Here is a 25,767-nt window from a genome sequence, read left to right as displayed (position 1 = left end):
CATGATCATTTTTCCGGACGTGGGGCTAAAGAGCGTCTCATAACGGGCGGGCTCGCCTAGGGTCCGCGCGTCGGACGGCCGGACCACGCGGTCATCCCACTCGGCCCGGCACCAGTATTTCGAGGTCAAGTGCCCCTCGACTGTGAAGGTCCGCCGTGCCGGAAGACAGCCCCGTCCAGAACGAGAACACCCCCGACACCACCGGTGAGCAGCCTCGGCGCGCCCGCCGGCGGAACCGCCTCATCGTGCTCGGCGCGGCCGGCCTGGTCGCCCTCGGCCTGGGCGGGGTCGCCGTCGCCACCACCGGACCCGACCGGCCCGCGCCGACCGCCGTCTCCCTCGACGCGCAGTCCCGGGCCGAGGCCGCCAGCCGGGCCGACCGTTCGGCCCGCGAGTCGAGCGCGCCCGCCTCCCCGTCGGCCAGCCCGACCGCGAGCCCCTCGGCCGTCGCCGCCAGCCCGTCGCCGACGAAGACGGCCGTCGCCAAGCCGAAGCCGAAGCCAAAGCCGAAGAAGACCACCAGGCCGACGGCCGCCTGGGTCAATCCGATGCCCGGGGCCGAGGTCACCTCCTGCTACGGCCAGCGCTGGGGCACCCTGCACGCCGGGATCGACCTGGCGCTGCCCTCGGGCACCCCCATCCACGCCGCGGCGGCCGGCACTGTCACCCAGGCCGGTGACGCCGCCGACGGGTACGGCAACTCGGTCTTCATCGACCACGGCAACGGCTACCTGACCCACTACGCCCACCAGAGCCGCATCGCCGTCACCGTCGGCCAGAAGGTCAAGGCGGGCCAGGTCATCGGTTACGAGGGCGCCACCGGCGACGCCACCGGCCCGCACCTGCACTTCGAGGTGCACCAGGGCATGTGGAACCAGATCGACCCCGCCCCGTTCATGCGCGCCCGAGGCGTAGACCTGGGCTGCTGACCCCGTACCTGCGCCGATCTTGCACTTTCTGCGGCGACATGAAGGGCAGAAGCCCTCATGTCGACAACCGAAAGTGCAAGATCGGCGCGGGAGTGGAGCGCGCGCGGGGGGCGCGCGCGGGGGGCGCGCGGGGGTTAGAGCTTGTCTACGGGGGCGTGGCGCAGGACCAGCCACATGGTCTGGTCGCCGAAGTCGATCTGCGCTCGGGCGCCTGGGCCGTGCCCCTCGACGGCCAGCACCCGGCCCAGGCCGTAGCGCTGGTGGTTGACCCGGTCGCCGGCCGCCACCTTCGGCCCCTGCGGCAGCTCGCTGGCCGTGGTCAGGCGACTGCCGTCCACGCCGAGCCGCTGGGCGAGCTGAGCCGCCTTGGGCGTACCCCCGGTGAAGGTGCCGCGCCCGCCGGGCGCGCGGTCCGCGCGGCCACCGACGCCGCCGCCTCCGCCAGCCCACGAGGTGTACGACCCCTCGGTGCGCTCCCAGCGCACCAGCTCCGGCGGCAACTCCTCCAGGAAGCGTGACGGCGGGTTGTAGGACGGCTGCCCCCACGCCGAGCGGGTGACCGCACGGGACAGGTAGAGCCGCTGACGGGCACGGGTGATCCCCACGTACGCCAGTCGGCGCTCCTCCTCCAACTCGCGGGTGTCGCCCAGCGAGCGCAGGTGCGGGAAGACGCCGTCCTCCAGACCGGTCAGGAAGACCACCGGGAATTCCAGGCCCTTGGCGGTGTGCAACGTCATCAGGGTGACCACGCCCTGGTGGTCGGGGTCGTCGGAGGGAATCTGGTCGGCGTCGGCCACGAGCGCCACCTGCTCCAGGAAGCCGGCCAGGGTGGCCCGGTCCCCCTCCTCGCCCAGGGCCTCGATCCGCTCGGTGTACTCCCGGGCGACGCTGACCAGCTCCTGGAGGTTGTCCACCCGACCGGCGTCCTGCGGGTCGAGGCTCTCCTCCAGCTCGGTGAGGTAACCCGAGCGGGTGAGCAGGGCCTCCAGCACCTCCTCCGGGGTGCCGGTCTCGGCCAGCTCCCGTGCGCCGTCGAGCAGCGCCACGAAGTCGGCGATGCCGTTGGCCGCCCGGCTGGAGATGCCCGGTGCCTCCCGGGCCCGGCGCAACGCCGCGCCGAACGAGATCCGGTCCCGGCTGGAGAGCGCCTCGACGCAGGCCTCGGCGCGGTCGCCGATGCCCCGCCGGGGGGTGTTGAGGACCCGCCGCAGGCTCACCGTGTCGTCGTCGTTGACCACCGAGCGCAGGTACGCCAGCGCGTCCCGGACCTCCTTGCGCTCGTAGAAGCGCACCCCGCCGACCACCTTGTACGGCAGGCCGGCGCGGATGAACACCTCCTCGAAGACGCGGGACTGGGCGTTGGTGCGGTAGAAGACGGCGACGTCACCGGGACGGGTCTCGTCGGCGTCGACGAGGCGGTCGATCTCCCGACCCACCCAGTCGGCCTCGGAGTGCTCGGTGTCCGCCACGTACCCGACGATCCGCTCGCCGTCGCCGGCCTCGCTCCACAGCCGCTTCGGCTTGCGGGACGTGTTGCGGTCGATCACCGCGTTGGCCGCGTTGAGGATGGTCTGCGTGGAGCGGTAGTTCTGTTCCAGCAGGATCGTCCGCGCGTCGCTGAAGTCCCGCTCGAACTCCAGGATGTTGCGGATCGTCGCGCCCCGGAACGCGTAGATCGACTGGTCGGCGTCACCGACCACGCACAGCTCGGCCGGCGCCAACCCGTCGGTGCCGGAGACCAGCTCCTTGATCAGGATGTACTGGGCATGGTTGGTGTCCTGGTATTCGTCGACGAGCACGTGCCGGAACCGCCGCCGGTAGCTCTCGGCCACGTGCGGGTGGGACTGGAGCAGGTGCACCGTCGTCATGATCAGGTCGTCGAAGTCCAGCGCGTGCGCCTCGCGCAGCCGGCGCTGGTAGAGCGTGTACGCCTCGGCGAGCGCCCGCTCGTTGGGCCCGCTGGCCCGCGCGGCGAACTGCTCCGGGTCGACCAGCTCGTTCTTGAGGTTGGAGACCTGGGCGGCCAGCCCACGCGCCGGGTAGCGCTTGGGGTCGAGATCCAACTCCCGGGCGACCAACTGCATCAGGCGCCGGGAGTCGTCCGCGTCGTAGATCGAGAACGTCGACTTGAGGCCGGCGTGCTCGTGCTCGGCGCGCAGGATGCGGACGCACGCGGAGTGGAACGTCGACACCCACATCAGCCGGGCCCGTGGCCCGACCAGCGCGGCGACGCGCTCCTTCATCTCGCCCGCCGCCTTGTTGGTGAACGTGATGGCGATGATCTCGCCGGGGTGGACGTCCCGTGCGGCGAGCAGGTAGGCGATCCGGTGGGTGAGCACCCGGGTCTTGCCGGAACCGGCGCCGGCCACGATCAGCAACGGGGAGCCGGCGTGGCTGACCGCGTCGCGCTGCGGCCCGTTCAACCCGTCGAGCAGTTGCCCCGGATCGAGGCGGGCGGAGGCCGACCCGGGCCGGTGCGGACGGGCCGGCGCGGACTCCGGCGCGGGCGGGGACGCGGGAATGTCGAAGAGAGGATGCATCGCGCGACAAGTCTATGCCGCCAGCCGGACACTTCCCGAGCGGTGCGGGGCCCGTCCGCCAGCCGGGCACGGCGTCACGAACCGCGTCGAATCCTTGCGCGCCGGCCATCCGCGTGGGCATACTCGACGGCGTGATCGGAGCGCGCTACTACTTTTACTACGGCACCGGGAGTCCGGCTGCCGTAGGTCGCGCCTGATCGATCAGACCTGCGAAACGCCCCGGGCTCCTGGAGTCCGGGGCTTTTTCGTCCCGGGTTGCGGGCACGGGGCACCAGAGCGCGAGAGGTACCCGATGATGACAGACGTGGTGGAGCAGAACGGCGGCCCGGCACGGCCGGACCCGGCACAGGCCCCGGTCGACGGGAGCGTGTCGGAGGCGGGCCCTCCGGTGGAGTCCGGCGAACCGGCCGACGCGCGGACCGGCACCGTGGAGCCGACCGCCGCCGCGCGGATCGTGCAGATCAGGGAGCGGATCGACGAGATCGACCACGCCCTGATCACGCTCTGGCAGGAGCGGGCCGCGCTGTCGCGGGAGGTCGGCGCGACCCGGATGGCCTCCGGCGGCACGCGGCTGGTGCTCTCCCGGGAACGGGACATCCTGGAACGCTTCCGGCTCGCGCTCGGCGCCGACGGTACGCAACTGGCGCTGTTGCTGCTGCGAGCGGGCCGCGGGCCGCTCTGAGGGCGCTGCTCGGCGAGCCTGGGCAGACGAAACCGCCTGCCGTCGTCGTGGTGACGTCGGCAGGCGGTTCCGGTGAATCACGCCTCGTGGGTGGCGACGATCTCGCGTCGCTCCGCGAAGTGGCAGGCGCTCGGGTGGTCCGAGTCGCGGCGGATCTCCAGCAGCGGGACCTGCTCGGCGCAGACATCCTGCGCCTTCCAGCAGCGGGTCCGGAACCGGCAGCCCGAGGGCGGGCTGATCGGCGACGGCACGTCACCCGTGAGCCGGATGATCGTCTTGTTGTTCCGCTGGGTCGGGTCCGGCACCGGCACCGCCGAGAGCAGCGCCTGGGTGTACGGGTGGGTCGGCCGCTCGTAGATCTCGTCCTCGGTGCCGATCTCGACGATCTTGCCGAGGTACATCACCGCCACACGGTCCGACAGGTGGCGGACCACCGACAGGTCGTGGGCGATGAAGATGTACGACAGGCCCAGCTCACCCTGCAGCTTCTCCAGCAGGTTCATCACCTGGGCCTGGATGGAGACGTCAAGCGCCGAGACGGGCTCGTCGCAGACGATCACCTCGGGCCGCAGCGCGAGCGCCCGGGCGATCCCGATGCGCTGCCGCTGACCGCCGGAGAACTGGTGCGGGTACCGGTTGATGTGCTCCGGGTTCAGCCCGACCAGGTCGAGCAGCTCGCGGACCTTGGCCCGGCGGCTGCCCCGGGGCGCCACCTCCGGGTGGATCTCGAACGGCTCACCGATCAGGTCGCCGACCGTCATCCGCGGGTTCAGCGAGGTGTACGGGTCCTGCATGACCAGCTGGATCTGCCGACGCAGCCGGCGCAGCGCCCCACCGGAGAGCTTGGAGATGTCCTGGCCCTTGTAGACCACGCTGCCGGCGGTCGGCTTCTCCAGGTTCATCAGAACCCGGGCGAGGGTCGACTTGCCACAGCCGGACTCGCCGACGACACCGAGCGTCTCGCCGGCCCGCAGACCGAACGAGACCCCGTCGACGGCCTTGACCTGACCGACGGTCTTCTTGAACACCACACCCTGGGTGACGGGGTAGTGCTTGACCAGGTCACGGACCTCGAGGATGTTCTCAGACACGGTTCACCAGCTCCTCGGCGAAGTGGCAGGCGCTGGCCCGGGCGTGGCCCACCTGAAGCAGCGGGGGGACCTTCTCCCGGCACACCGGCTGAGCCATGGGGCAGCGCGGGTTGAACGGGCAGCCCGGCGGGATGTTCATCAGGTTCGGCGGGAGGCCCTTGATCGTCCGGAGCTGCTGCCCCTTCTCGTCGAGACGCGGGATCGAGTCGATCAGACCCAGCGTGTACGGGTGCGCCGGCTTGGCGTACAGGTCGTACACGTCGGCTTCCTCGACGATGCGGCCCGCGTACATGACGGCGATCCGGTCCGCGACGTCGGCGACCACGCCGAGGTCGTGGGTGATCAGGATCATGCCCATCTGCCGCTCACGCTGAAGCTCCGCGAGCAGGTCCATGATCTGGGCCTGCACGGTCACGTCGAGCGCGGTGGTCGGCTCGTCAGCGATCAGCACCTCGGGGTCGAGCGCCAGCGACATCGCGATCATCGCGCGCTGCCGCATACCACCGGAGAACTGGTGCGGATAGTTGTTGAACCGGCCCTTGGCGTTCGGGATCTTGACCTGGTCGAGCATTTCGATCGCGCGCTTCTTGGCCTCGGCGCGACCCATGCCCCGCCGGACCCGGAACTGCTCGGCGATCTGGAACCCGACGGTGAAGACCGGGTTCAGGGCGGAGAGCGCGTCCTGGAAGATCATCGCGATGCCCTCGCCGCGGATGCGGCGGCGCTCCTCGCTGGCCATGCGGAGCATGTCCTTGCCGTGGAAGCGGACCTGCCCACCGGTGACGAAGCCGGGGGGCATGTCGAGGATGCCCATGATGGTCTGCGCCGTGACGCTCTTGCCGGAGCCGGACTCGCCGAGCACGGCGAGGGTCTCCCCCGCGTCGACGTGGTAGGTGACCCCGTTGATGACCTTTGCGACGCCGTCCCGGGTACGGAACTCCACCCGCAGGTCGTCGACCTCGAGCAGCCGGCCGGAGGGACGTCCGGACCCGCCGGATCCCGGCGCGGACTGCTCGGACACGAGAATGTCGGACACTGGATCTCCCCTAGCGGAGTTTCGGATCGAGGGCCTCGCGGACCGCCTCACCGAGCATCACGAAGCTCAGCACTGCGGCGACGAGGAAGGCGGCGGGGAAGAACACCAGCCCCGGCGCGACCCGGATGAAATCCTTGCCGTCGCTGATCATGATGCCCCAGGACACCACCGGCGACTTCAGGCCGACACCCAGGAACGACAGGGTGGCCTCGGCGCCGATGAACGAGCCGACCATGATCGTGCCGTAGACCAGCAGCGGGGCCAGGCAGTTCGGCAGCAGGTGCTTGAGGATGATCCGACCGCTACCGGCACCGAGCGCGCGGGCCGCGACGATGTAGTCGGCCTCCTTGGTGGAGAGCACCGAGGAGCGCATCAGCCGCATCACGACCGGCCAGCTCAGCACGATCAGCGAGATGGTCACCAGGCCCATGATCTCGGCCTTGCTGTTGGTGGCGCCCGAACCGTTGAACGTGGTCAGGATGACGATCGCGCCGAGCACGAACGGAATACCGAAGAACACGTCGGCGATCCGGCTGAGCAGCGTGTCGACCCAACCACCGAGGTAGCCGGAGATGATGCCCATGGTGCCGCCGACCAGCAGGGTGCCGATCACGGAGAGCACAGCCACCACGACGGAGGCGCGCGCGCCGTAGATGACGCGGGCGTAGACGTCCCGGCCCTGCAGGTCGTACCCGAACCAGGCGTCCCCGGACGCCTTGTTGAGGCTGCGCGACAGGGAGCCGTTGACCGCGTCGCCCGGGGCGAACAGCGACGGGAAGGCCGCCATCAACAGGAAGATGACGATGACCGTCGCGGAGATCCAGAACAGCGGCTTACGGCGCAGGTCGCGCCAGGCGTCACCGAGCAGACCGCGCGGCTTCTCGTTGCTCTGGGGCCCCGGAGCGGCCGGCGTGTCGATTGCCTGCGGGGTAGGGGTGCTGACGATCGATGCGGTGCTTGGGTCACTCATAACGGATCCTCGGGTCCAGGGCGGCGTAGAGCAGGTCGACCAACAGGTTCATCAACAGATAGACGACCACCAGTACGACCACGATGCCGACCACCGTAGCGCTTTCCTTGGTGATGATCGCGCGGTAGACCTCGCGGCCGATTCCGTTGATGCCGAAGATGCCCTCGGTGACGATCGCGCCGCCCATCAGCGCGCCAAGGTCGGTGCCGAGCAGGGTGACCACCGGAATGAGCGAGTTGCGCAGCAGGTGCACACCGACGACCCGGCGCATCGGCAGGCCCTTGGCGATGGCGGTGCGCACGTAGTCCGCGCGGCGGTTCTCCGCAATGCTCGTGCGGGCCACCCGGGCGATGTACGCCACTGACGCGCTACCGAGCACGAAGCCCGGGACGATCAGTTCGGAGAACCGCATCTCGGACGAGACCGTCGGGTGGACGATCTTCCACTGCACGCCCAGCAGCCACTGCAGCACGAAGCCGACGACGAACACCGGCAGCGCGAGCAGGAAGAGGGTCGAGACCAGGACCAGGTTGTCCAGGAAGCCGTTGCGGCGCAGGCCGGTCAGGATGCCGGCGCCGAGGCCGATGACGGCCTCGATGGCGAGCGCGACCAGGGCCAGCTTCAACGTGTTCGGGTACGCCGTGGCGATGATGTCGCCGATCTCGCGCTGCGAGAACGTCTGCCCGAAGTCGCCCTGAAGGAGGTTCTTCATGTAGTTGCCGTACTGCACGAAGACGTTCTGGTCCAGGTGGTACTTCTCGGTCATGTACGCGACGTACTGATCCGGGCAGCGGCGCTCGCCGCACTTGCCGGCGAACGGGTCGCCCGGGACCGACCAGACGAGCCAGTAGATCAGGAAAGTCGAGCCGATGAAGACCGGCACGAGTTGGAGCAGCCGTCTCAACAGATAACGGCCCATGGGGTGGTCCTCCAGACAGGGGGCGCGTCGGACGGCCGACACGGTGGTGACAACGTGGCGAGTGGAATGTTGTAGCACCCACTCGCGGAACGGCCCCGGGTCGGGCTCACCGGATGTGGCGAGCCCGACCCGGGGTCAGACCGTACGGATCAGAGCTCGACCGAGGTGATGTCGAGTTCGCCGACGTTGTTCAGCTCGAGCTTCTTGATCTTCTCCGAGTGGCCGGACTGCTGGCCGTAGAAGTAGATCGGGATGCTCGGGACGTCCTGGTCGACAACCTCGACGGCCTTGGCGAACGCCTCGTGCGAGGCCTCCAGGCTCGGCGCGGCGCTGGCTTCCTTGGCCAGGGTGTCGACCTGCGGGTTGCTGTACAGGCCGTCGTTGGAGGAGCCACCCTTGACGAAGAGCGGGTTGACCCAGTTCTCCACGTCCGGGTAGTCCTGCTGCCAGGCGGCACGGTACGGGCCGGTCATCTTGTGCGCGTTGATGTTCTGCCGGAAGACCGCGAAGGTCGGGACGCCCTCGGCGCGGGCGTTGATGCCGAGGTTGGTCTTGACCTGCTGCGCAACGGCGTCCATCCAGTCCTTGTGGCTGGAGTCGGCGTTGTAGTAGAAGACCATCTCACCGGTGAAGCCGCCGGCCTCGGTCAGCAGCTGCTTGGCCGTGGTCGGGTCGAACTTGCAGGCGGTGCAGTTGCCCGGCTTGGCGCCCGGGGTCAGCGGGTTCGCCCAGCTGTCGGCCGGCTTGCGGGTACCGAAGAAGATCTTGTCCGAGATCTCCTGCCGGTTGATCGACAGCGACACCGCGCGACGCAGCTTCGGGTTCTGGAAGCGCTTGTCGTAGATCGGGAACGCGATGAACGCGGTCGACGGGGTGACCGTGTTCAGGCCCCGCTCGCCGAGGTCGGCCTTCCACTTGTCGCCGGCGAGCGCCGAGGTGGGGACAACCTCCATGAAGTCGAGGTTGTTGCTCAGCAGGTCGGCGTACGCGGCCGTCTCGTCCTGGTACAGCTTGACGTCGACGTCCTTGATCTTCATCTTGTCACGCAGGTTGTAGTCGTCGAAGCGCGTGAGCTTGATGACGACGTTGTCCTGCCACGAGACGAACTTGACCGGGCCGTTACCGATCGGCTTCTTACCGAAGTCCTCGGGCTTCATGGTGAAGAAGGCGTCCGGCAGCGGCATGAAGGCGCTGTAGCCGAGCTTGGTCGGGAAGACCGCGGTCGGCGCGGCGAGGGTGACCTCGAAGGTCTGGTCGTCGATGACCTTCAGGCCGGAGAGCTCCTTGGCCGACGGGGTCGGGGCCTTCTGCGGGCCGTCCGCACCGTCCGGGTCCTCGGTGTAGGTCTTGTCGAAGCCCGCGATGTCCGCGAAGAAGGAGCCGTTCTGCGCGCCGTTCGGCGAGTACGCGGCCCAGTTCCAGGCGTCGACGAAGTTCTTCGCCTTCACCTCGGTACCGTCGTGGAACTTGGTACCCTTCTTGATCTTGATCGTGAAGACCTTGGAGTCCTTGGTGTCGATGGACTCGGCCAGCGCGTTGCGCGGGGCCCCACCGTCGTTCGGGTACTCGACCAGGCCGGTGAACAGCCAGTCGATGACCTTGCCACCGCCGGTCTCCGTGGTGTTCGACGGAACCAGCGGGTTCTCCGGCTGGACGCCGTGGATGACGATCGCGCCATCCTTGCTGGCGGCGGCGTCGCCGTCGCCGTCACCGCTCGAGCAACCGCTCGCGACAAGCGCGGCGGCCGCGCTGAGCGCGATCGCGCTCGTCGCCCGCTTCGAGACTCTCATTCCGAGGGGCCTCCTCTTTCTAACCTGGTCCGTCGTGGGTTTCACGCACGTTTGGGGGTGACACCGCCCGGCTACCTCGGGGCGGAGGTCGCCGGGACCACAGGGAAGTTGGGAGACACCCCTGATGTTCCGATCCGCCGGGCTCCCCACCCGACGGGGCACGACCCTACGCAGGCGTCGCGACCACGAACCCGCCGGGAAGCAACGGAGATCATGGTCGTGGGCCGTACGGAGTGCCACACACCGAGGGTGAGGTGCTGCCACTGTGACACCCACCGGCCTCTTCCGTGAAGGTGCCGTTATCAAGCCGTTAGTTGCCCGCCACGTAGCCGATATTTGAAAAATGATCATAAAACGGTCGGTGTGCAGCTCCCCGGCTTCAACGCCCCGACCTGCTGAGAGACCCGTGCGGCGCTCAGATCGGGTCTCTGTGAGTCACCCCGCACCCGGGGCCGTCGATCGGTGACCGCTCGCGCACTCAGTGTTCTTTACCCGTCCGGATGATGCCCTCGTCCGCTACACGGGCACCAGCGCCGACTGGGTGGACGAGTGCGCCGCGGACGGACTTCTGACCACTGCCCAGTGCCGGAACGACATCGGCCCCGGCACCGCTCGCGCGGTTCCGGGGCCGATGGTGGGGCGAGATGGATCAGGCGGTGAAGCGGACCTTACGGCGACGCACCACCAGGACGGCCACCGCGCCCGCGGCGAGCAGCAGCAGACCCGCGGTCGCCGCCGCCGCGATCGGCGAACCGGTCAGCGGCAGGCCGCCACCGTTGCTCGCCGGCGAGGTGGACGGGGCCGGGCTGGCCGGCTGCGCCGAGTCCGACGGCGTGGCCGACGGGGTGGTCGGCGACGGCGACGCGCTCGGGGTCGCCGACGGGGTGGCCGGCGGCGTCGTGGGGACGGCGGTGAAGGTGGCCGAAACCCGGGTGGTGACGGTGGCGCCGGTGCTGCCACCGAGGATGAGCTTCTGCGCCTTCTTGGCACCGGTGAACAGGAACACCCGGCCGAAGGAGACCGAGTCCTGCGCGGTCAGGGTCACGTTGACCGTGCCGGCGGCCTCGGCGGCCAGCCAGAACTGCCCGTTGTTGGTGGTCGTGGTGACCGGCTTGCCCTCGGCGTCGACGGCGGTGCCGCCGGTGACCGCGACGGTGATGGCGCCCGCCGGGCCCCGCACCGTGAACGGGCCGGCCTTGCCGCCGACCGTCGCGGTGGCGCTGGCCGGGCTGACGGACAGCTCGGCACGCGGCTCGGGCTGGTCGGTGGCGTTCTTGATGAGGTAGTCACGGACCTTCGTGATCACCTCGTACTGGTTGCGCGGCTGCAGGTCCTTCTCCCAGGCGCCCAGCTCGATGCCGTCGCTGAAGTGCCAGATGGCGGTCTGGGTGCCGAAGTAGAGCAGGTTGTCGAGCTGCTTCTTACCGATCTTGGTCTCCACGCCGGCGGCGGCGAGGAGCTTGGTGGAGTCGGCGTTCGGGTAGCCGTGGGTGAGCACCCACTGCACCTTGCCGAGGTTCTTCACCTGGGACTCGTCCCAGGTGCCCTCCTCGTACTTGCCGTCGAGCTTCACGTTGGTGTGGTAGTCGATGCAGAACGCCGGCACCAGCTTGCCGTCGATCTTCAGGGCGAGCGCGGACGTGGTGCGCGTCTTGCCGTCGAGCTTGAGGGTGACCTCGCTGCCGTCGACCGCCTTGGCCACACCGGTGGCCGGAGCGGCTGCGGCGGCGCCTGCCACGCCGAACGCCAGGGCGCTGCCGGCGACAGCCGCCAGGGCTACCCGCGCCCAGCGTCGTCCTCGTTGTCCGAACATCAGAAGTGGTACCTCTTCCCCCAGGGGTGACCCGCGATTCGCGGGCACGCGCGTGAGCCGTCGTTTCCGCGGGATGCGACACCCACGCGCGGAAAACGGGACCGGGGCAGTATGGAACCACGATTGATCTTTTGTCAGCCCCGCCCGGCGGCATCCGTGGCATGTGCCCGAATTGCCGGGGCGGAGGAATTAATCACACGAGCCGACGGTCCGCCGCCCAGCGGGAAAGCTCGTACCGGTTGGACATCTGGAGCTTGCGCAGCACGTTCGACACGTGCGTCTCCACCGTCTTGATGGAGATGAACAACTCCTTGGCGATCTCCTTGTACGCGTACCCCCGGGCGAGCAGGCGCAGCACCTCCCGCTCACGGTTGGTGAGCTGATCCAACTCCGGGTCGGCGACCGGCGCGTCCGGCCGGGCCGCGAACGCGTCCAGCACGAACCCGGCCAGCCGAGGGCTGAACACGGCGTCGCCGTCGGCCACCCGGCGGATCGCGGCGGCCAACTCGTCCGGAGAGATGGTCTTGGTGACGTATCCCCGCGCGCCGGCCCGGATCAGCCCGATCACGTCCTCGGCCGCATCGGAGACGCTCAGGGCCAGGAACTTGACCTGCGGGTGGCTGCGCCGCATCGCCTCCAGCACCGCGCGGCCACCGCCGTCGGGCATGTGCACGTCGAGCAGCACCACGTCGGGCACCGTGACGGCGATCCGGGCGACCGCCTCGGCCACCGTGCTCGCCTCGCCCACCACCTCGACGTGCGCGCCCAGCTCGGCGCGTACCCCGGCGCGGAACATCGCGTGGTCGTCCACCAGGAAGACCCGCAGGCGTTCCGGGCGGCTCTGAACCGGTTGCTCCGTCGGCTGCTCGGCCATGGTCATTTGTTCCTCTCCGCCGCGGACGAGTCCCGGGAGATCGGCAGGATCAACCGGACCTCGGTCCCCTCCCCCGGGCCGGACCGGATCTCGGCCCGTCCGCCGTGCCGCTTCATCCGTCCGATGATCGAACCGCGTACGCCGTGCCGGTGGTCCTCCACCGTATCCGGATCGAAGCCCTTGCCCCGGTCCCGGACGAAGACACTTACCTGTTCCGGTTCCACCTCGGCGTAGAGCGACACGGTCTGCACGCCGGCGTGCCGTGCCGCGTTCACCAGCGCCTCCCGGGCGGCGGCGACCAGCGCGCCGACCTTCTCGTCGGTCTCGCGGTCACCCACCACCACCGCCTCCACGGTGATCGCGAACGTGTCCTCGACCTCGGCGGCAGCCTGCTCCAGGGCGGCCGCGAAGCGCTCGTTCGGCGAGGCCGTGGGCTTGTAGAGCCAGTTGCGCAGCGAGCGTTCCTGCCCCCGCGCCAGCCGCTGCACCGTCTTGACGTCGCCCGCGTTGCGCTGGATCAGCGCCAGGGTGTGCAGCACCTGGTCGTGCACCATCGCGGCCAGCTCGGCCCGCTCCTGCTCCCGGATCCGACCCTCACGCTCCGCGCGGAGCTGGTTGTACGTCCGCCAGAGCACCGGCGCGGCGACCACGCCGACCCCGGCCAACCCGACCAGCGCGAAGATCACCCCGTTGATCACCGCGTCGAAGTTCTGTGCCGGCGAGTAGACCGCCGCGACACCGATGATGCCGACCGCGACCAGCACCCCGCCGCCGATGAACCGGAGCACGAAGGCCCGCCGGTCGCTCTCCTCGACGACCGCCCCGAGCCACGGGACCGGCATCGTCTCGCCCCAACGCCGTCGCCGCTCGGGCGCCGACTGGTGCCAGATCACGCCCGCGCCGACCGCGATGATGGCCACCAGCCAGCCGGCGGTGCCCGCCGCGCCGACCGAGTCGAAGACCATCACCTGGATCAACAGGACGCCGAGCCCGATCGCGACGAACGGCAGGAGCTGGGCCACGTCCCGCCGGGGCGGCACGGCGGTGTCACCGGGCCGCAGCGGCACCACCGCCCAGAACGCCGCGTACAGCAGCAGGCCGAGCCCACTGAGCCCGAGCAGCACCATGAACGCGACGCGCACGCGCAGCACCGAGATGCCGAGGTGGTCGGCGATACCGGCGGCGACGCCAGCGGCCATCCGATGCTCGGGGGCCCGGTACAGGCGCGGAGGCGGGGTCACGGTGCTGATCGCAGGCTCCCTGGTCACGGTGGTGGGTTGGGTGCGGGTCGGTGAGTCCGATCGTCACACGCGGCGGTGTCCCCCGACCACGGGGACGCCCCCGACATTCCGGCCCCCGGGATCTCAGGGTGGCGTCAGGGTCGGGTCCTGAGGTCGTTCGGGCGAGGTGGGCAGCAGGATCGAGGCATGACCGAGGAAGCTGCCCCGCCGCCCCGCCCCGGGTCGGCACAGCCGGGCGGTTCAGTACCGCCCGCACCGCCCACGACACCCGCCGGTTGGGCCGAGCCGACCACGTTCGGCCCACCCGCCGCACCGCCGGCCGACGGCCGGGACGAGCCGCCGGGCGCCGGCTACGCGCCGGGCGCCGGCTTCGCGGCCGGCACCGGCTACGGCCCCGGCGCGGGTACGACCGGCACCGGCTACGGACCCGGCGGGGGTACGGGTACGCCTGGGGGGCCCGGCACGGCCGGTCCGTCCGGGGGGCCGCTGGGCGGCGCCGGCTTCACCTCGCGGTACGGGCTGGTCCGGCCCCGCGACGGCCGTTACCTCGCCGGGGTCTGCGCGGCGATCGGACGGGCCACCAACACCGACCCGGTGCTGTGGCGGGTACTCCTCGCGGTGCTCGGGTTCTTCGGCGGCATCGGCATCCTGGTGTACGTCGCCGCCTGGCTGATCATCCCCAACGAGGGCGACACGGCCTCTCCGGTGGAGTCCATGCTGGGGCGGGGCCGTTCCAGCATGTCCCCGGTAACCGTGATCATCCTGGGCATCCTGGTGGCCGCGAGCTTCGGCTACATCGTCACCGACGCCTTCCGCGCGGTCCTGCTCGGCGCGGCCATCCTGATCGGCGGCGCGCTGCTCCTCAACCGGGACAACCGTGGGCCACAGCCCTCAGGTGGACCGGTGCCGCCCTCCCCGGCGGGCACGCCACCCGGGCCGGTCCCGCCGGTCGCCTGGCCCGCTCCCGCGTACGGCACGGTGCCGCCCGGCGGTCCGCTGGCGACCGCGCCGCTGGCGGGTGACACCCTGTCGTACGCCGCCGCGCCGCAGAGCGCCTACCCGCCTGTCCAGGGCGGTCAGCCGCCCGCGACGGCGCAGCCGACCGTCGGCGCGCAGCCGGCCTCCCCGGCGGCGATGGTGTCCGGGGCAGGTCCGGTGTCCGCGCAGCCGGCCGCCTCGCAGGGCACCGGCTGGCCGGCCCCCGATCCCGGTTGGCCGGGCAGCGACACGCCCACCAGCGGCTGGCCGTCCGCGCCGGTGACCGCCGTACCCGCCGCCGGCCCGTCCACCCATCCCGGGGCGACGACGCCGGGCGGATACCGCCCTCCGTTCGCTCCACACGGCCCGTACGCCGCGCCGGCTCCGGCCGCCTACCCCCCGCCCAAGCCACCGAAGCCACCCAAGCGGCCCCGGGAGCGTTCGCCGCTCGGTCCGGTGACCTTCTCGCTGATCTTCCTGGCGCTCGGCGTGGTCGCCCTGCTCGACCTGTTGGACGTCTTCGACGTCGGCGCCTCGGCGTACTTCGCGGCCGCGTTGGCCACCATCGGGCTGGGACTGCTGGTCGGCACCTGGTTCGGCCGGGCGCGCTGGTTGATCGCGCTGGGGCTGGTGACGGCCGCCGCGTTGGGCACGGCGACCGTCGCCGAGTCGTACGACCGGATCCGGGGCGTGGACGGCGCGGTCACCTGGGCGCCCACCGACTACCGCGACCTCGCCGACCGGTACGAGAACAGCTTCGGTGACGCCGTCCTCGACCTGCGCGGCATCGACTTCACGAAGCGGGACACCCAGGTGACCGTGGCGATCAACTTCGGACAGGCGACGGTGGTCGTACCGCCCAACGTGGACGTCACCACGGTGGCCGACGTCAACGCCGGTGACGCCAAGGTCTTCGGCAACCGTTCCGGCGGGATCGACGGCCGGCTGCGGGAGTCCACCGACCTGGGCGCGGACGGCCCCGGCGGCGGCAAGCTGCGCCTGTACATCCACGTCAATGCCGGCAACCTGGAGGTGACCCGGTGAAGGCTCACCGCACCGACCTGCTCTCGTTCGCTTTCGGGCTGGTGTTCCTGGCGCTGTCGGCCTGGTGGCTGCTCGCCCAGATCCTCGGACTCGCGCTGCCGCCGGTCGGCTGGTTCCTGGCCGGCGCGCTGATCCTGATCGGGGTCTTCGGTCTGGTCGGCGCGCTGCGCTCCGGCCGGTCCGCCCGCCCGGAGGCGATCGAGACCACCGGGCCGGGTGCGACGGCCTCCGCTGCGACGGTCGCGCCCGAGCCCGTCGCAGCCGAGCAGGGCACGCCGCGGACCGCCTCGTTCGAGCCGCCCGTGTACGAGCCGCCCGCGCCGACCATGTTCGAGTCCACGCCCGACCCTGCGCCCACGGCCGAGCTGCGCACGCCGGAGCCGCCCACGGCCGAGCTGCGGACACCGGACGCGTCGACGGCCGGCATGGTCCATCCCGCCTGGCTGGCTCACGCCCCGGCCGAGGCGGAGACCTCGCCCGTGACGGCGCGGGCCGCCGAGTCGACGCGGGTCGACCACCCGGTCACCCCGAACGGCGAGAACCGGTCGGCCGATCCGGCGGCCGAGAAGTCGGCCGATCCGGCGGGCGGCGACAAGGATCCGGCGGCCAGCGACGACCACGCCACCGGCGACGATCCGGCGGGCGCGGACGAGCGGGCGGCGCGGCGAGAGGATTCCTGACCCCGGCTGTCGTCCCGGGCCGGAGGGCTCGCCGGTGCGGCCGGGGCGGACAGGCGCATATGCTGGCCGGTGGAGATCTCGCCTCCGCCGGCCGGCCCGTCCCGCCATGGCGCCCCCGCCGCGATTCCCGTCTCTACCCCGTCAGGAGCCCGCCCGTCATGACGCAGTCCCCCGCCGTGCGTACCACCGGCCGGTCCGGTCCGGTCCGCATCGGCGAGCGCGCCGCCCGTACGCTCGTCTCCGAGCTGGCCCGGATGAACGACCCGAAGGTCGCCCTGCTGGTCGGCGCGACCCCGGAGTCCGCGGTGCTGGCCGCGGCGATCGAGGCGTTGCTCCCCGGCGACCGGCTCACCCTGGTGCCCGCCGAGTCGTCCACCGCCGCCGCGCTCCGTGAGCACGTCACCGCCCAGGGCCGATGGGTCGCCGACCGCGTACACGTGGTCGACGCGCTCGCCGACGCCGAGCCCGCGGCGGTGGTCGTCGCCGGTGAGGTCTTCGTCGGCACCGCCGAGGAGGCCCGTGCCGACATCCAGGGGTTGTCGAAGTACCTCATCGACGGCGCGGTACTGAGCGTCGCCACCACCGCGACGCCGGGCCGGACCACCGGTGCCGCCGGCGAGCTGGGCCGCCAGGACGCCCTGTACGGCGTCGGCAGCGACCTGGTGCTGCGCAACTCGCCGCCGGTACGGGTCCACCGACTGCGGTTCACGCCGGCCAGTCCGGCGGCGGCCGATCAGCTGGCCCCGGCGTACCGGCCGTCCAGCGTGCCGCTGACCAGGGGCATGCACATCGACTCCAACGGGGTGGCAGCGGCGGGCATCACGCTGGGTCTGGCGGCGCTGGCCCGGGTGGCGCGTCCGTCGTCCAAGCTGTGGCTGCTGCCGGCACTGGCGGCCGGCCCGGTCGCCGCGTTCTTCCGGGATCCGCAGCGGGACGTGCCGGAGGACCCGAACGCCGTGGTCGCCAGCGCGGACGGCAAGGTCCTGTCGGTGCAGCGGCTGTACGACGAGCGGTTCGGTGACGGCGAGTGGCTGCGCGTCGCGGTCTTCCTGTCCGTGCTGGACGTGCACGTCAACCGTGCCCCGGTCGCCGGCAAGGTGGTGGACTACTTCGTCGCCGACGGTGGTTTCGTCAACGCGATGAAGCCGGACGCCGAGCACAACGTCGCCGCGTACACGGTGCTGGACACCAGCCGCGGCACGGTGGTGGTCGCGCAGCGGACCGGCCTGATCGCCCGCCGCATCGTGCAGCGCGCGCCGATCGGCGCGCTGCTGGCCAAGGGCGAGCGGTTCGGGCTCATCCGGTTCGGCTCGCGGACCGACGTCTACCTGCCGGCGGACGCCGCGGAACCGCTGGTGGGGCCGGGCGACAAGGTGGTCGGCGGCGCCACGGTCATCGCCCGCTGGCGCTGAGACGAAGAACGGGGCGCCGCTGTCCGCGGCGCCCCGTTCTCGTACGTCGGGTCAGGCGGTACGACGCTGGCGCAGCCAGAGCACCGGCCCGCTGATCAGGTAGCCGACCACGATCAGGGCGAACGTGAGCCGGATGTCGACGAGCGCGCCGAGCACCGGGGCGAGCCAGAGCCACGGCGGCAGCTTCACCAGGCGCGCGAGCTTGGCGTACGGGAAGCTGGACACCATCGCGAAGGCGAGTAGCGCCACGCCGGCCACGAGCACGAAGCCGGGTACCGGCAGACCGATCGCCACGGTCACGGCGAGCACGGCGGCGGCCATCGTGGTGGGGACACCGCAGAAGAAGCGGCCGTCCTTCGGTGAGACGTTGAAGCGGGCCAGCCGGATCGCCGCGCACGCCGCGACCAGCGCACAGGCGACCGCAGCCGCGGCCGTCGACACGGAGCCGGCGAGCGAGGCGTAGACCACCACGGGCGCGGCGAGGCCGAACGAGCACATGTCGGCGAGCGAGTCCATCTGAGCGCCGAACGGGCTGGCGACGCCGAGCCGACGCGCCAACGCACCGTCCAGGCCGTCGAAGATGACGCAGGCGATCAGGCAGAGGGCGGCGATGCGCACCTCGCCCTGCATGGCCAGGAAGATCGCCAGCATGCCGAGCATCAGGCTGGACAGGGTGCAGGCGTTGACCACGGCGAACTTCATCCGGCGGGCCATCGTGCGCTCGCCGGGGAGCAGGGGGATCGACCCGGCGGTGGCCTCGTCGGTGTGCTGCGCCATCGGCAGCGCCGGGCTGACCGGCATGACCGCTTCGATGCCGGCGCGGCTGACGCCGGCAGGCCGGCTGAGCCGGTCCAGGCCGTAGCGACGGCGCTGGCGGTCGGCGTACCGGTGCTCGGGGAGTGTCAGGTCGGTGGTCCGCAGGTCACCGTCACGGCGGCCCACCCGGACCAGCAACACCTGGCGGGCGAACGTGCTGCTGCGGCGCAACTGGCCCGCCCAGCGACGCCCTGCGGGGCGCGGACTGTCAGTCGTACGACGCCGGCGCCAAAGGGCTCTCGGCACGTTTCCTCCATCACCGGATCGGCTTACCGCCCTCGGGGGGCGGGTGTCCGGCTGTCTCGTGCCGGACCTTACGTGGCCCGGCAGCCGTGTTGGCGGAGTACACCATCGCACAGGGGAACGGGGCTTGGCGATAGCTGCCGGCGGTACTTATCTGGTACAAACCGCGCGATCCGCTTGTTATTCCCCATCCCGGGCCTCATCGCCCGTTTCCTCCACCATTCCCGCCTCTGACTCTACCGGAGGGTAGCCAACTCGGCTCGCTGAGCCGAGTGCTATGCGGCCAGCTGTCCGATTGCCGAGGCAGCGATACCGGTCAGCGGCAGCTCAGCGGCCTCCGCGACGGTGAACCAGCCCGCTCGCGCGGTCGAGCCACCGGCGGACTCGGTCACCACGGCGTCGGTGGGCTCGTCCACCAGCACCCGATAGACGATCCGGACGCCGTGCCAGTCCAACGGACGGCCCTCCGGGCCGAGTGCGGCCGGGTTGTGCAGGTTGTCCACGCCGAGCAGCTCCACCACGCGGCCCACCTGACCGCCCTCCTCCACCAGTTCCCGGAGCAATCCGGTGGTCGGCTGCTCGCCGTGATCGGTGCCGCCGCCGGGCAGGTGCCACTTGCCGGCCCCGGGGTAGCCCTCGGCGATCTGGGTCAGCAGGATCCGCCCCGCCGGGTCGGTGACCAGCCCGTACGCCCCGAAGCGCAGCCGGCGATCCGGATGCGACGGCGCGGGCGGCTCGGTGGACGGGCACGCGTCGACGGGAAGCGGAACGGCGGGCAGGCCGAGCAGTTCGGCGCTGAACGGCGTCAACGGCAGCTCGGCCACGGCCTCGGGGTCGACCCAACGGGTCGCCACGCGACCGCCGGTGACCTCCGGCACACCGTCCAGTAGGGCGATGTCGAACAGCAGGCGGTCGGTGTGCACCGACGTACCGCCACCCGCGCCGGCGTTCACGTCCGCGACGACGGCCCGCAACCGACCCACCGACGCGGTCGAACCGGTCTCCTCGGTGAACGCGCGCACCACGGCCCGCTCCGGGTGCTCAGCGTGCGCGACGAGCCCTCCCGGCAGCGACCAGGCCCGCGCCCCGCTATCCCAGACAACCAGAAACCGCCCCAGATCCCCCAAGAGACCATAGGAACCAACCCGCCGCACCAGTTCCACCCGACCCACACCCACACCCACACCCACTCCCCTGCCCCCTGCCCCGTCCCCCGCAGCACCTGGTGATCATGAAGTTATCGCCGTCCATCTCGGCGTGTCCTGACAATAACTTCATGATCACCGCGAGGCGGGTGGGTGGGAGGGAGGGTGGGTGGGGGGAGGGGGGACCGGGGGGTCAGGTTAGTTGGGCTGCTTGGACTGCTTCGGCTGTCACCTCGGTTAGGCGGTCGGTTCCGAGGGCGCCCAGTTCCTCGCGGGCGAACCAACGGGCCTCGCAGGTGGAGCCGCCGACGTCGCCGATGATCAGAGGGTTGGGCTGGTCGACCACCACCCGGTAGAAGGCGCGTACGCCGTGCCAGTCGATGGGGTAACCCTCCGGGCCGAGCGAGGCGGCGTCGCGGTGGCTCGCCACACCGAGCAGTTCGACGAGGCGGCCGGCCTGGCCGGTCTCCTCCACCAGCTCCCGGATGAGCGCCGCGCCCGGCTGCTCGCCGTAGTCGGTGCCGCCGCCGGGCAGGTGCCAGCAACCGGCGCCCGGGTACCCGTCGGAGATGCGGGTGAGCAGCACCCGCCCGGCCGGGTCGGTGCACACCGCGTACGCGGCGAAGCGCTGCGCGCGGTGCAGCCCGTCCGGGCCGGGGACCGCGTAGAAGGAGGGGAACTCGGGGGCTTCCTCGGGCACCACGTCGGCCGAGGAGGCGGGAAGGCCGAGAGTGCGGGCGGTGAAGGAGCGCAGCGGCAACTGACGCGCCTCGTCCAGCGTGTACCACCGGGCCAGGTCGGTGGGGCGCTCGCCGGCCCGGTCGGCCAGCGTGCCGCCGCGCACCGCCACCCGGTAGATCAGGCGATCGGTGTGGATGGTGATGCCGCGATCGGGCAACGCCCGCATGTCGGCGAGCACGTCGGCCAGGCCGGAGACGGCGACCGAGAGGCCCGTCTCGGCGGCGGTCTCGCGGACCACCGTGTGGTGGGGGTCCTCGCCGTGGTCGACCGCCCCGCCGGGCAGGGACCAGGTGCCGGGTGTGCCGGAGCGCTCCGATGCGCGGACCAGCAACACTCGGCCGTCTGAATCAGCACAAACTGCGTATGCCGCGATCCTGCGAAGCGGCTCCAGCATGGTGGTCACGGGTCCAAATTCTCCCCGGGCCGCGTTACCGGAACGGAAAAGAGTCGGATTCCTGACTCCTGGCTTCCCGCTCAGGGATCGATCAGGGTAGGGATCCGGGCGGTCACCGAGGGCGGGCCGCACCTCGGCGCGGACCGTGGAGACATGACACCTACCGCCGCTCCCCAGGCCCCGTACAAGCAGCTCCGGCGACCCACCACCGACCGCATGGTGGCGGGGGTCGCCAGTGGCCTCGGCCGCTACTTCGACGTCGACCCCACCCTGATCCGCGTGGCCTTCGCGGTCACCGGCCTGCTCACCGGCGGGGTCGCGCTACTCGCGTACCCGATCATGTGGTTCCTGATGCCCGAGGAGCCCACCGGCGCGCCCGCCTGGCCGCACCCGGCGGGCGTCGCGCCGACCGCCGGGTCCGCGCCCGGCGGTCCACCGACGGGGTACGCCCCGACGCCGCCCTACCCGCCGACGACCCCGCCGGCCGCGTGAGGGCCGCTCACTCCCACTCGATGGTGCCCGGCGGCTTGCTGGTCACGTCCAGCACCACCCGGTTGACCTCGGCGACCTCGTTGGTGATCCGGGTGGAGATCCGGGCGACGACCTCGTAGGGCAGCCGGGACCAGTCGGCGGTCATCGCGTCCTCGCTGGAGACCGGGCGCAGCACCACGGGATGCCCGTAGCTGCGCCCGTCACCCTGCACCCCGACGCTACGCACGTCGGCGAGCAGCACCACGGGGAACTGCCAGACGCCCCGGTCCAGGCCGGCGGCCGTCAGCTCCTCGCGGGCGATCAGGTCGGCCTGACGCAGCAGGTCGAGACGCTCCCGGTCGACGGCGCCGATGATCCGGATGGCCAGACCGGGGCCGGGGAACGGGTGCCGCCAGACCATCGCCTCGGGCAGGCCGAGCTGGAGGCCGAGCGCCCGGACCTCGTCCTTGAAGAGCGTGCGCAGCGGCTCGACGAGCGCGAACTTCAGGTCCTCCGGCAGGCCGCCGACGTTGTGGTGACTCTTGATGTTGGCGGTGCCGGTACCGCCGCCGGACTCGACCACGTCCGGATAGAGGGTGCCCTGCACGAGGAACTCCACGTCACCGTGCGAGGCGATCTCCCGGGCGGCGGCCTCGAAGACCCGGATGAACTCCCGGCCGATGATCTTGCGCTTCTGCTCGGGGTCGGTCACCCCGGCGAGCGCGCCGAGGAACCGGTCCGCCGCGTCGACCACCTTGAGCTTGATGCCGGTGGCGGCGACGTAGTCCTTCTCGACCTGCTCGGCCTCACCGGCGCGCAGCAGGCCGTGGTCGACGAAGACGCAGGTGAGCTGGTCGCCGACCGCCCGGTGCACCAGCGCGGCGGCGACCGCCGAGTCCACCCCGCCGGAGAGGCCGCAGATGACCTCCTTGTCGCCGACCTGCGCCCGGATGCGGGCGACCTGCTCGTCGATGATGTTCTCGGGCGTCCAGGTCGGCTCGATGCCGGCGATGTCGTACAGGAAGCGGGTCAGCATCTCCTGGCCGTGCGCCGTGTGCCCGACCTCCGGGTGGAACTGCACGCCGGCGCGGCGGCCGGCGGTGTCCTCGAAGGCCGCGACCGGAGCGCCCGCCGACTCGGCCGTCACCGTGAAGCCCTCGGGGGCCTCCGTGACGCAGTCGCCGTGGCTCATCCAGACCGGCAGATCAGCCGGCAGGTCACGCAGCAGTACGCCCGGCTCGGTGAGGCGGGGACGCAGCGGGGTACCGCCGTACTCCCGGCTGCCCGTGCGCGCGACGGTGCCGCCGAGCGCCTGGGCCATCGCCTGGAAGCCGTAGCAGATGCCGAAGACCGGCACGTCGGCCGTGAACAGGCCGGCGTCGACCTGCGGGGCGTCCGGCGCGTACACGCTGGCCGGGCCGCCGGAGAGGATGATCGCGGCCGGGTTCTTCGCCAGCATCTCGGCGACCGGCATGGAGTGCGGCACGATCTCGGAGTAGACCTTCGCCTCGCGGACCCGGCGCGCGATGAGCTGGGCGTACTGGGCTCCGAAGTCCACCACGAGGACGGGGCGAGGCAGGCTCATGTGCACAAAGCCTACCGACAGTCACCCCCGGCCCGACCCGCGCCCCACGCACTCGGCGCGGCGGCCGCAGCGTTGGCGGTATACCCCGTGATGTCCGGTGGGGTGGCGACGGCGTTCCGCGTCCCGATACGGTCCGCGACGATCCCCACGCGGATCGGACGGAGGGGTGTCGATGACCGAGCTGACCATCCGAGCGTTCCGCCCCGAGGACGGCGACGCGCTGGCGGTCCTGGTCGCCCGCTGCCTGCGGGAGGTGAACAGCCGCGACTACCCGGCCGAGCTGATCGACCGGATGTGCGACCACTTCAAGGCCGACCGGTTCCGCGAACTCAGCGCCGAGCGGCGGATCTACGTCGCCGAGCAGGACGGACGGCCGATCGGCACGGTGTCCCGCGACGGCAACAAGGTCTACACCATGTTCGTCGATCCGGACGCGCACGGCCGCGGCGTCGGCCGTCTGTTGATGCGGCACGTCGAGGAGCTGGCCCGGGGCGAGGGGCACACGTTCATGGAGACCGGCGCCAGCCTCACCGCGCACGGCTTCTATCAGCGGATCGGCTACACCGACGTCCGCGTCAGCGACACCGCGTTCGGCGTCAACCACATCCTGCGCCGACCGCTGTCAGGGGCGTAGGGCGGCCGGGGCGGCCGCGGGCACCGCCGGCGTGTGCGGGGGTACGGGCGGCAGCCGTCGGTACGGATCTCCGAGCGGAGGCCGGGGGTCCTCGTCGCCCCTGTTCGGCCAGAAGGACATCGCCCGTTCCGCCTGCGCGGTGATCGTCAGCGACGGGTTGACCCCGAGGTTGGCGGAGACCGCCGCGCCGTCGACCACGTGCAGCCCCGGATGGCCGTAGACCCGGTGCCAGGGGTCGACCACCCCGTCGTCCGGGGTGGCGCCGATCACCGCCCCGCCCAGGATGTGCGCGGTGACCGGAATGTCGAACGGCTCGGTCAGCGAGCCGCCGGGCGTACCGCCGATCTGCTCGGCGAGCAGTCGGGTGGCGGTGTTGCCGGCCGGAATCCACGTCGGGCTCGCTTCGCCGTGCCCCGGCCCCGCGACCAGGCGGCGGCCCCATGGGCCGCGCCGCCAACGGGTGGTCAACGAGTTGTCCACCGACTGCATCACCAGGGCGATCACCGTCCGCTCCGACCAGCCGCGCACGGTCAGCATCCGCGCGGCCAGGCGCGGCTGCCGGACGATGCTGCCCAGCCAGCGCCGGACCCGGTGCGGCCCGCCGTCGACCAGCAGCGACTGAAGCAGGCCCATGGCGTTCGAGCCGCGGCCGTAGCGGACCGGCTCGATGTGGGTCTGCGGATCGGGGTGGAACGAACTGGTGATCGCCACCCCCTCGGTGAAGTCGGTCCGCTCCTGCCGGGCCCGCCGCCGGGGGATCGACGCGCCGAGGATCGCCTCGGAGTTGGTGCGGGTCAACGTGCCCAGCCGGTCCGACAGGCGCGGCAACGCCCCGGCGGCCTTCATCTCGTGCAGCAGCCGCTGCGTGCCGAGCGCACCGGCCGCGAAGACCACCTGGTCGGCGTGGATGACCTGCCGTCGGCGGCGCAACCACGCCCCGGTGCGCTCGGTGTGCACCTCGTATCCGCCGCCGGCCGCCGGCCGGACGGCCGTCACCGTGGTCAGCGGGTGCACCGTGGCGCCCAGCCGCTCGGCGAGCCAGAGGTAGTTCTTGGCCAGCGTGTTCTTGGCACCGTGCCGGCAGCCGGTCATGCACGAGCCGCAGTGCAGGCAGCCGGTGCGCTGCGGGCCGACGCCACCGAAGTAGGGGTCCGCGACGCGTTCACCCGGACGGCCGATGTGCACGCCGACCGGGGTGGCGTGGAAGGTGTGCCCCACCCCCATCCGGTCGGCCACCGCCCGCATGGCGCGGTCCGCGCCGGTGTGGACGGGGTACGTGGTGACGCCGAGCATCCGCTTCGCCTGGTCGTAGTGGCGGGCCAGCTCGTCACGCCAGTCCGTGACGTCGCGCCACTGTGGATCGCTGTAGAAGGCGTCCAGCGGCTCGTAGAGGGTGTTCGCGTAGACCAGCGACCCGCCGCCCACCCCCGCTCCGGAGAGCACCAGCACGCCGCCACCGGACCGGCCGGCGGCCGAGCGGAGCAGGGTGAGCCGCTGGATGCCGTAGCAGCCCAGCTTCGGCGCCCAGAGGAACCGGCGCAGGCGCCACGACGTCTGCGGGAACTCGTCGTCGGCGAAGCGGCGGCCCGCCTCGACGACACCGACCGAATAGCCCTTCTCGGCCAGCCGCAGGGCGGTGACGCCGCCGCCGAAGCCGGACCCGATGACGACCACGTCGTACCGCATGGACGCATCATTACTCGCGAGTAGCGCTCGCGCCAGCGCCCGTTTTCGCGCGA

Annotated in this window: 20 protein-coding genes and 1 pseudogene; 7 read left to right on the top strand and 14 right to left on the bottom strand. The window is 71.4% G+C overall.

The window, feature by feature from the left end:
* Positions 1–155: 155 nt before the first annotated feature.
* Positions 156–929, top strand: a complete 774-nt coding sequence (locus ACIA3K_RS28670) for a M23 family metallopeptidase (protein ID WP_396804712.1) — start codon at positions 156–158, stop codon at positions 927–929.
* A gap of 134 nt (positions 930–1,063) precedes the next feature.
* Here ACIA3K_RS28670 and pcrA read toward each other — a convergent pair whose 3' ends face one another.
* Positions 1,064–3,469, bottom strand: coding sequence for a DNA helicase PcrA (pcrA, locus tag ACIA3K_RS28665; RefSeq protein ID WP_396804711.1), 2,406 nt, complete (start codon positions 3,467–3,469; stop codon positions 1,064–1,066).
* Between the two features lie 292 nt (positions 3,470–3,761).
* Here pcrA and ACIA3K_RS28660 point away from each other — a divergent pair, with 292 nt between their 5' ends.
* Positions 3,762–4,151 (top strand): chorismate mutase, encoded by a 390-nt coding sequence (locus ACIA3K_RS28660; RefSeq protein WP_396804710.1) that lies wholly within the window; start codon positions 3,762–3,764, stop codon positions 4,149–4,151.
* Between the two features lie 77 nt (positions 4,152–4,228).
* On the opposite strand, the gene ACIA3K_RS28655 is transcribed toward ACIA3K_RS28660, so the two are convergent.
* The 8 genes from ACIA3K_RS28655 to ACIA3K_RS28620 form a co-directional block, all read right to left on the bottom strand.
* Positions 4,229–5,242, bottom strand: a complete 1,014-nt coding sequence (locus tag ACIA3K_RS28655) for a dipeptide ABC transporter ATP-binding protein (RefSeq protein ID WP_355050671.1) — start codon at positions 5,240–5,242, stop codon at positions 4,229–4,231.
* The gene (locus ACIA3K_RS28650) at positions 5,235–6,263 is read right to left on the bottom strand and encodes an ABC transporter ATP-binding protein (RefSeq protein WP_396804728.1); all 1,029 of its coding nucleotides are present in this window, start codon (positions 6,261–6,263) and stop codon (positions 5,235–5,237) included. The genes ACIA3K_RS28655 and ACIA3K_RS28650 overlap by 8 nt, the downstream gene beginning before the upstream one ends.
* Positions 6,264–6,288: 25 nt before the next feature.
* On the bottom strand, positions 6,289–7,248 hold the full coding sequence (locus ACIA3K_RS28645) for an ABC transporter permease (protein WP_396804709.1): 960 nt from the start codon (positions 7,246–7,248) through the stop codon (positions 6,289–6,291).
* Positions 7,241–8,167 (bottom strand): ABC transporter permease, encoded by a 927-nt coding sequence (locus ACIA3K_RS28640; RefSeq protein WP_396804708.1) that lies wholly within the window; start codon positions 8,165–8,167, stop codon positions 7,241–7,243. Before ACIA3K_RS28640 ends, ACIA3K_RS28645 begins: the two co-directional genes overlap by 8 nt.
* A 149-nt stretch (positions 8,168–8,316) precedes the next feature.
* The gene (locus ACIA3K_RS28635) at positions 8,317–9,957 is read right to left on the bottom strand and encodes an ABC transporter substrate-binding protein (RefSeq protein WP_396804707.1); all 1,641 of its coding nucleotides are present in this window, start codon (positions 9,955–9,957) and stop codon (positions 8,317–8,319) included.
* 649 nt (positions 9,958–10,606) lie between these two features.
* Positions 10,607–11,770: a Cys-Gln thioester bond-forming surface protein gene (locus tag ACIA3K_RS28630; protein WP_396804706.1), complete on the bottom strand. Its 1,164-nt coding sequence runs from the start codon at positions 11,768–11,770 to the stop codon at positions 10,607–10,609.
* A gap of 193 nt (positions 11,771–11,963) precedes the next feature.
* Positions 11,964–12,644: a response regulator transcription factor gene (locus ACIA3K_RS28625; RefSeq protein WP_355050784.1), complete on the bottom strand. Its 681-nt coding sequence runs from the start codon at positions 12,642–12,644 to the stop codon at positions 11,964–11,966.
* 2 nt (positions 12,645–12,646) lie between these two features.
* A complete protein-coding gene (locus ACIA3K_RS28620; protein WP_396804705.1) occupies positions 12,647–13,912 on the bottom strand; it encodes a PspC domain-containing protein in 1,266 nt (421 codons plus the stop codon).
* Between the two features lie 159 nt (positions 13,913–14,071).
* Here ACIA3K_RS28620 and ACIA3K_RS28615 point away from each other — a divergent pair, with 159 nt between their 5' ends.
* The 3 genes and pseudogenes from ACIA3K_RS28615 to ACIA3K_RS28605 all read left to right on the top strand — a co-directional run bounded on the left by ACIA3K_RS28615 (position 14,072) and on the right by ACIA3K_RS28605 (position 17,999).
* Positions 14,072–15,907: a PspC domain-containing protein gene (locus ACIA3K_RS28615; protein WP_396804704.1), complete on the top strand. Its 1,836-nt coding sequence runs from the start codon at positions 14,072–14,074 to the stop codon at positions 15,905–15,907.
* Positions 15,904–16,161: pseudogene (locus ACIA3K_RS28610) on the top strand (hypothetical protein); the annotation flags it as partial. The gene ACIA3K_RS28615 and the pseudogene ACIA3K_RS28610, both read left to right, overlap by 4 nt.
* 584 nt (positions 16,162–16,745) lie before the next feature.
* Positions 16,746–17,999 (top strand): phosphatidylserine decarboxylase, encoded by a 1,254-nt coding sequence (locus tag ACIA3K_RS28605; protein ID WP_396804703.1) that lies wholly within the window; start codon positions 16,746–16,748, stop codon positions 17,997–17,999.
* Positions 18,000–18,050: 51 nt separating this feature from the next.
* Here ACIA3K_RS28605 and ACIA3K_RS28600 read toward each other — a convergent pair whose 3' ends face one another.
* The 3 genes from ACIA3K_RS28600 to ACIA3K_RS28590 all read right to left on the bottom strand — a co-directional run bounded on the left by ACIA3K_RS28600 (position 18,051) and on the right by ACIA3K_RS28590 (position 21,347).
* Positions 18,051–18,986 carry a CDP-alcohol phosphatidyltransferase family protein gene (locus ACIA3K_RS28600; protein ID WP_396804727.1) on the bottom strand — a complete coding sequence of 312 codons (936 nt, stop codon included), beginning with the start codon at positions 18,984–18,986 and terminating at the stop codon, positions 18,051–18,053.
* A 347-nt stretch (positions 18,987–19,333) separates the two neighbouring features.
* Positions 19,334–20,221, bottom strand: coding sequence for an NUDIX hydrolase (locus ACIA3K_RS28595; protein WP_396804726.1), 888 nt, complete (start codon positions 20,219–20,221; stop codon positions 19,334–19,336).
* Between the two features lie 175 nt (positions 20,222–20,396).
* Entirely contained in the window at positions 20,397–21,347 is a 951-nt protein-coding gene (locus ACIA3K_RS28590; RefSeq protein ID WP_396804702.1) for an NUDIX hydrolase, read from the bottom strand.
* Between the two features lie 144 nt (positions 21,348–21,491).
* Between ACIA3K_RS28590 and ACIA3K_RS28585 the strand changes: the two genes are divergently transcribed.
* Entirely contained in the window at positions 21,492–21,830 is a 339-nt protein-coding gene (locus ACIA3K_RS28585; protein ID WP_396804701.1) for a PspC domain-containing protein, read from the top strand.
* Between the two features lie 7 nt (positions 21,831–21,837).
* Here ACIA3K_RS28585 and guaA read toward each other — a convergent pair whose 3' ends face one another.
* Entirely contained in the window at positions 21,838–23,394 is a 1,557-nt protein-coding gene (gene guaA, locus ACIA3K_RS28580; RefSeq protein ID WP_396804700.1) for a glutamine-hydrolyzing GMP synthase, read from the bottom strand.
* Between the two features lie 172 nt (positions 23,395–23,566).
* On the opposite strand from guaA, the gene ACIA3K_RS28575 reads away from it, so the two are divergent.
* Entirely contained in the window at positions 23,567–24,028 is a 462-nt protein-coding gene (locus ACIA3K_RS28575; protein WP_396804699.1) for a GNAT family N-acetyltransferase, read from the top strand.
* Here ACIA3K_RS28575 and ACIA3K_RS28570 read toward each other — a convergent pair.
* On the bottom strand, positions 24,017–25,714 hold the full coding sequence (locus ACIA3K_RS28570) for an FAD-dependent oxidoreductase (RefSeq protein WP_396804698.1): 1,698 nt from the start codon (positions 25,712–25,714) through the stop codon (positions 24,017–24,019). The genes ACIA3K_RS28575 and ACIA3K_RS28570 overlap by 12 nt on opposite strands.
* Positions 25,715–25,767: the final 53 nt, after the last annotated feature.

Origin of the sequence: Micromonospora sp. NPDC051543 (assembly GCF_044454415.1) — a bacterium.
Classification (GTDB): Bacteria; Actinomycetota; Actinomycetes; order Mycobacteriales; family Micromonosporaceae; genus Micromonospora.
This window is presented reverse-complemented; position numbering and strand designations above follow the sequence as displayed.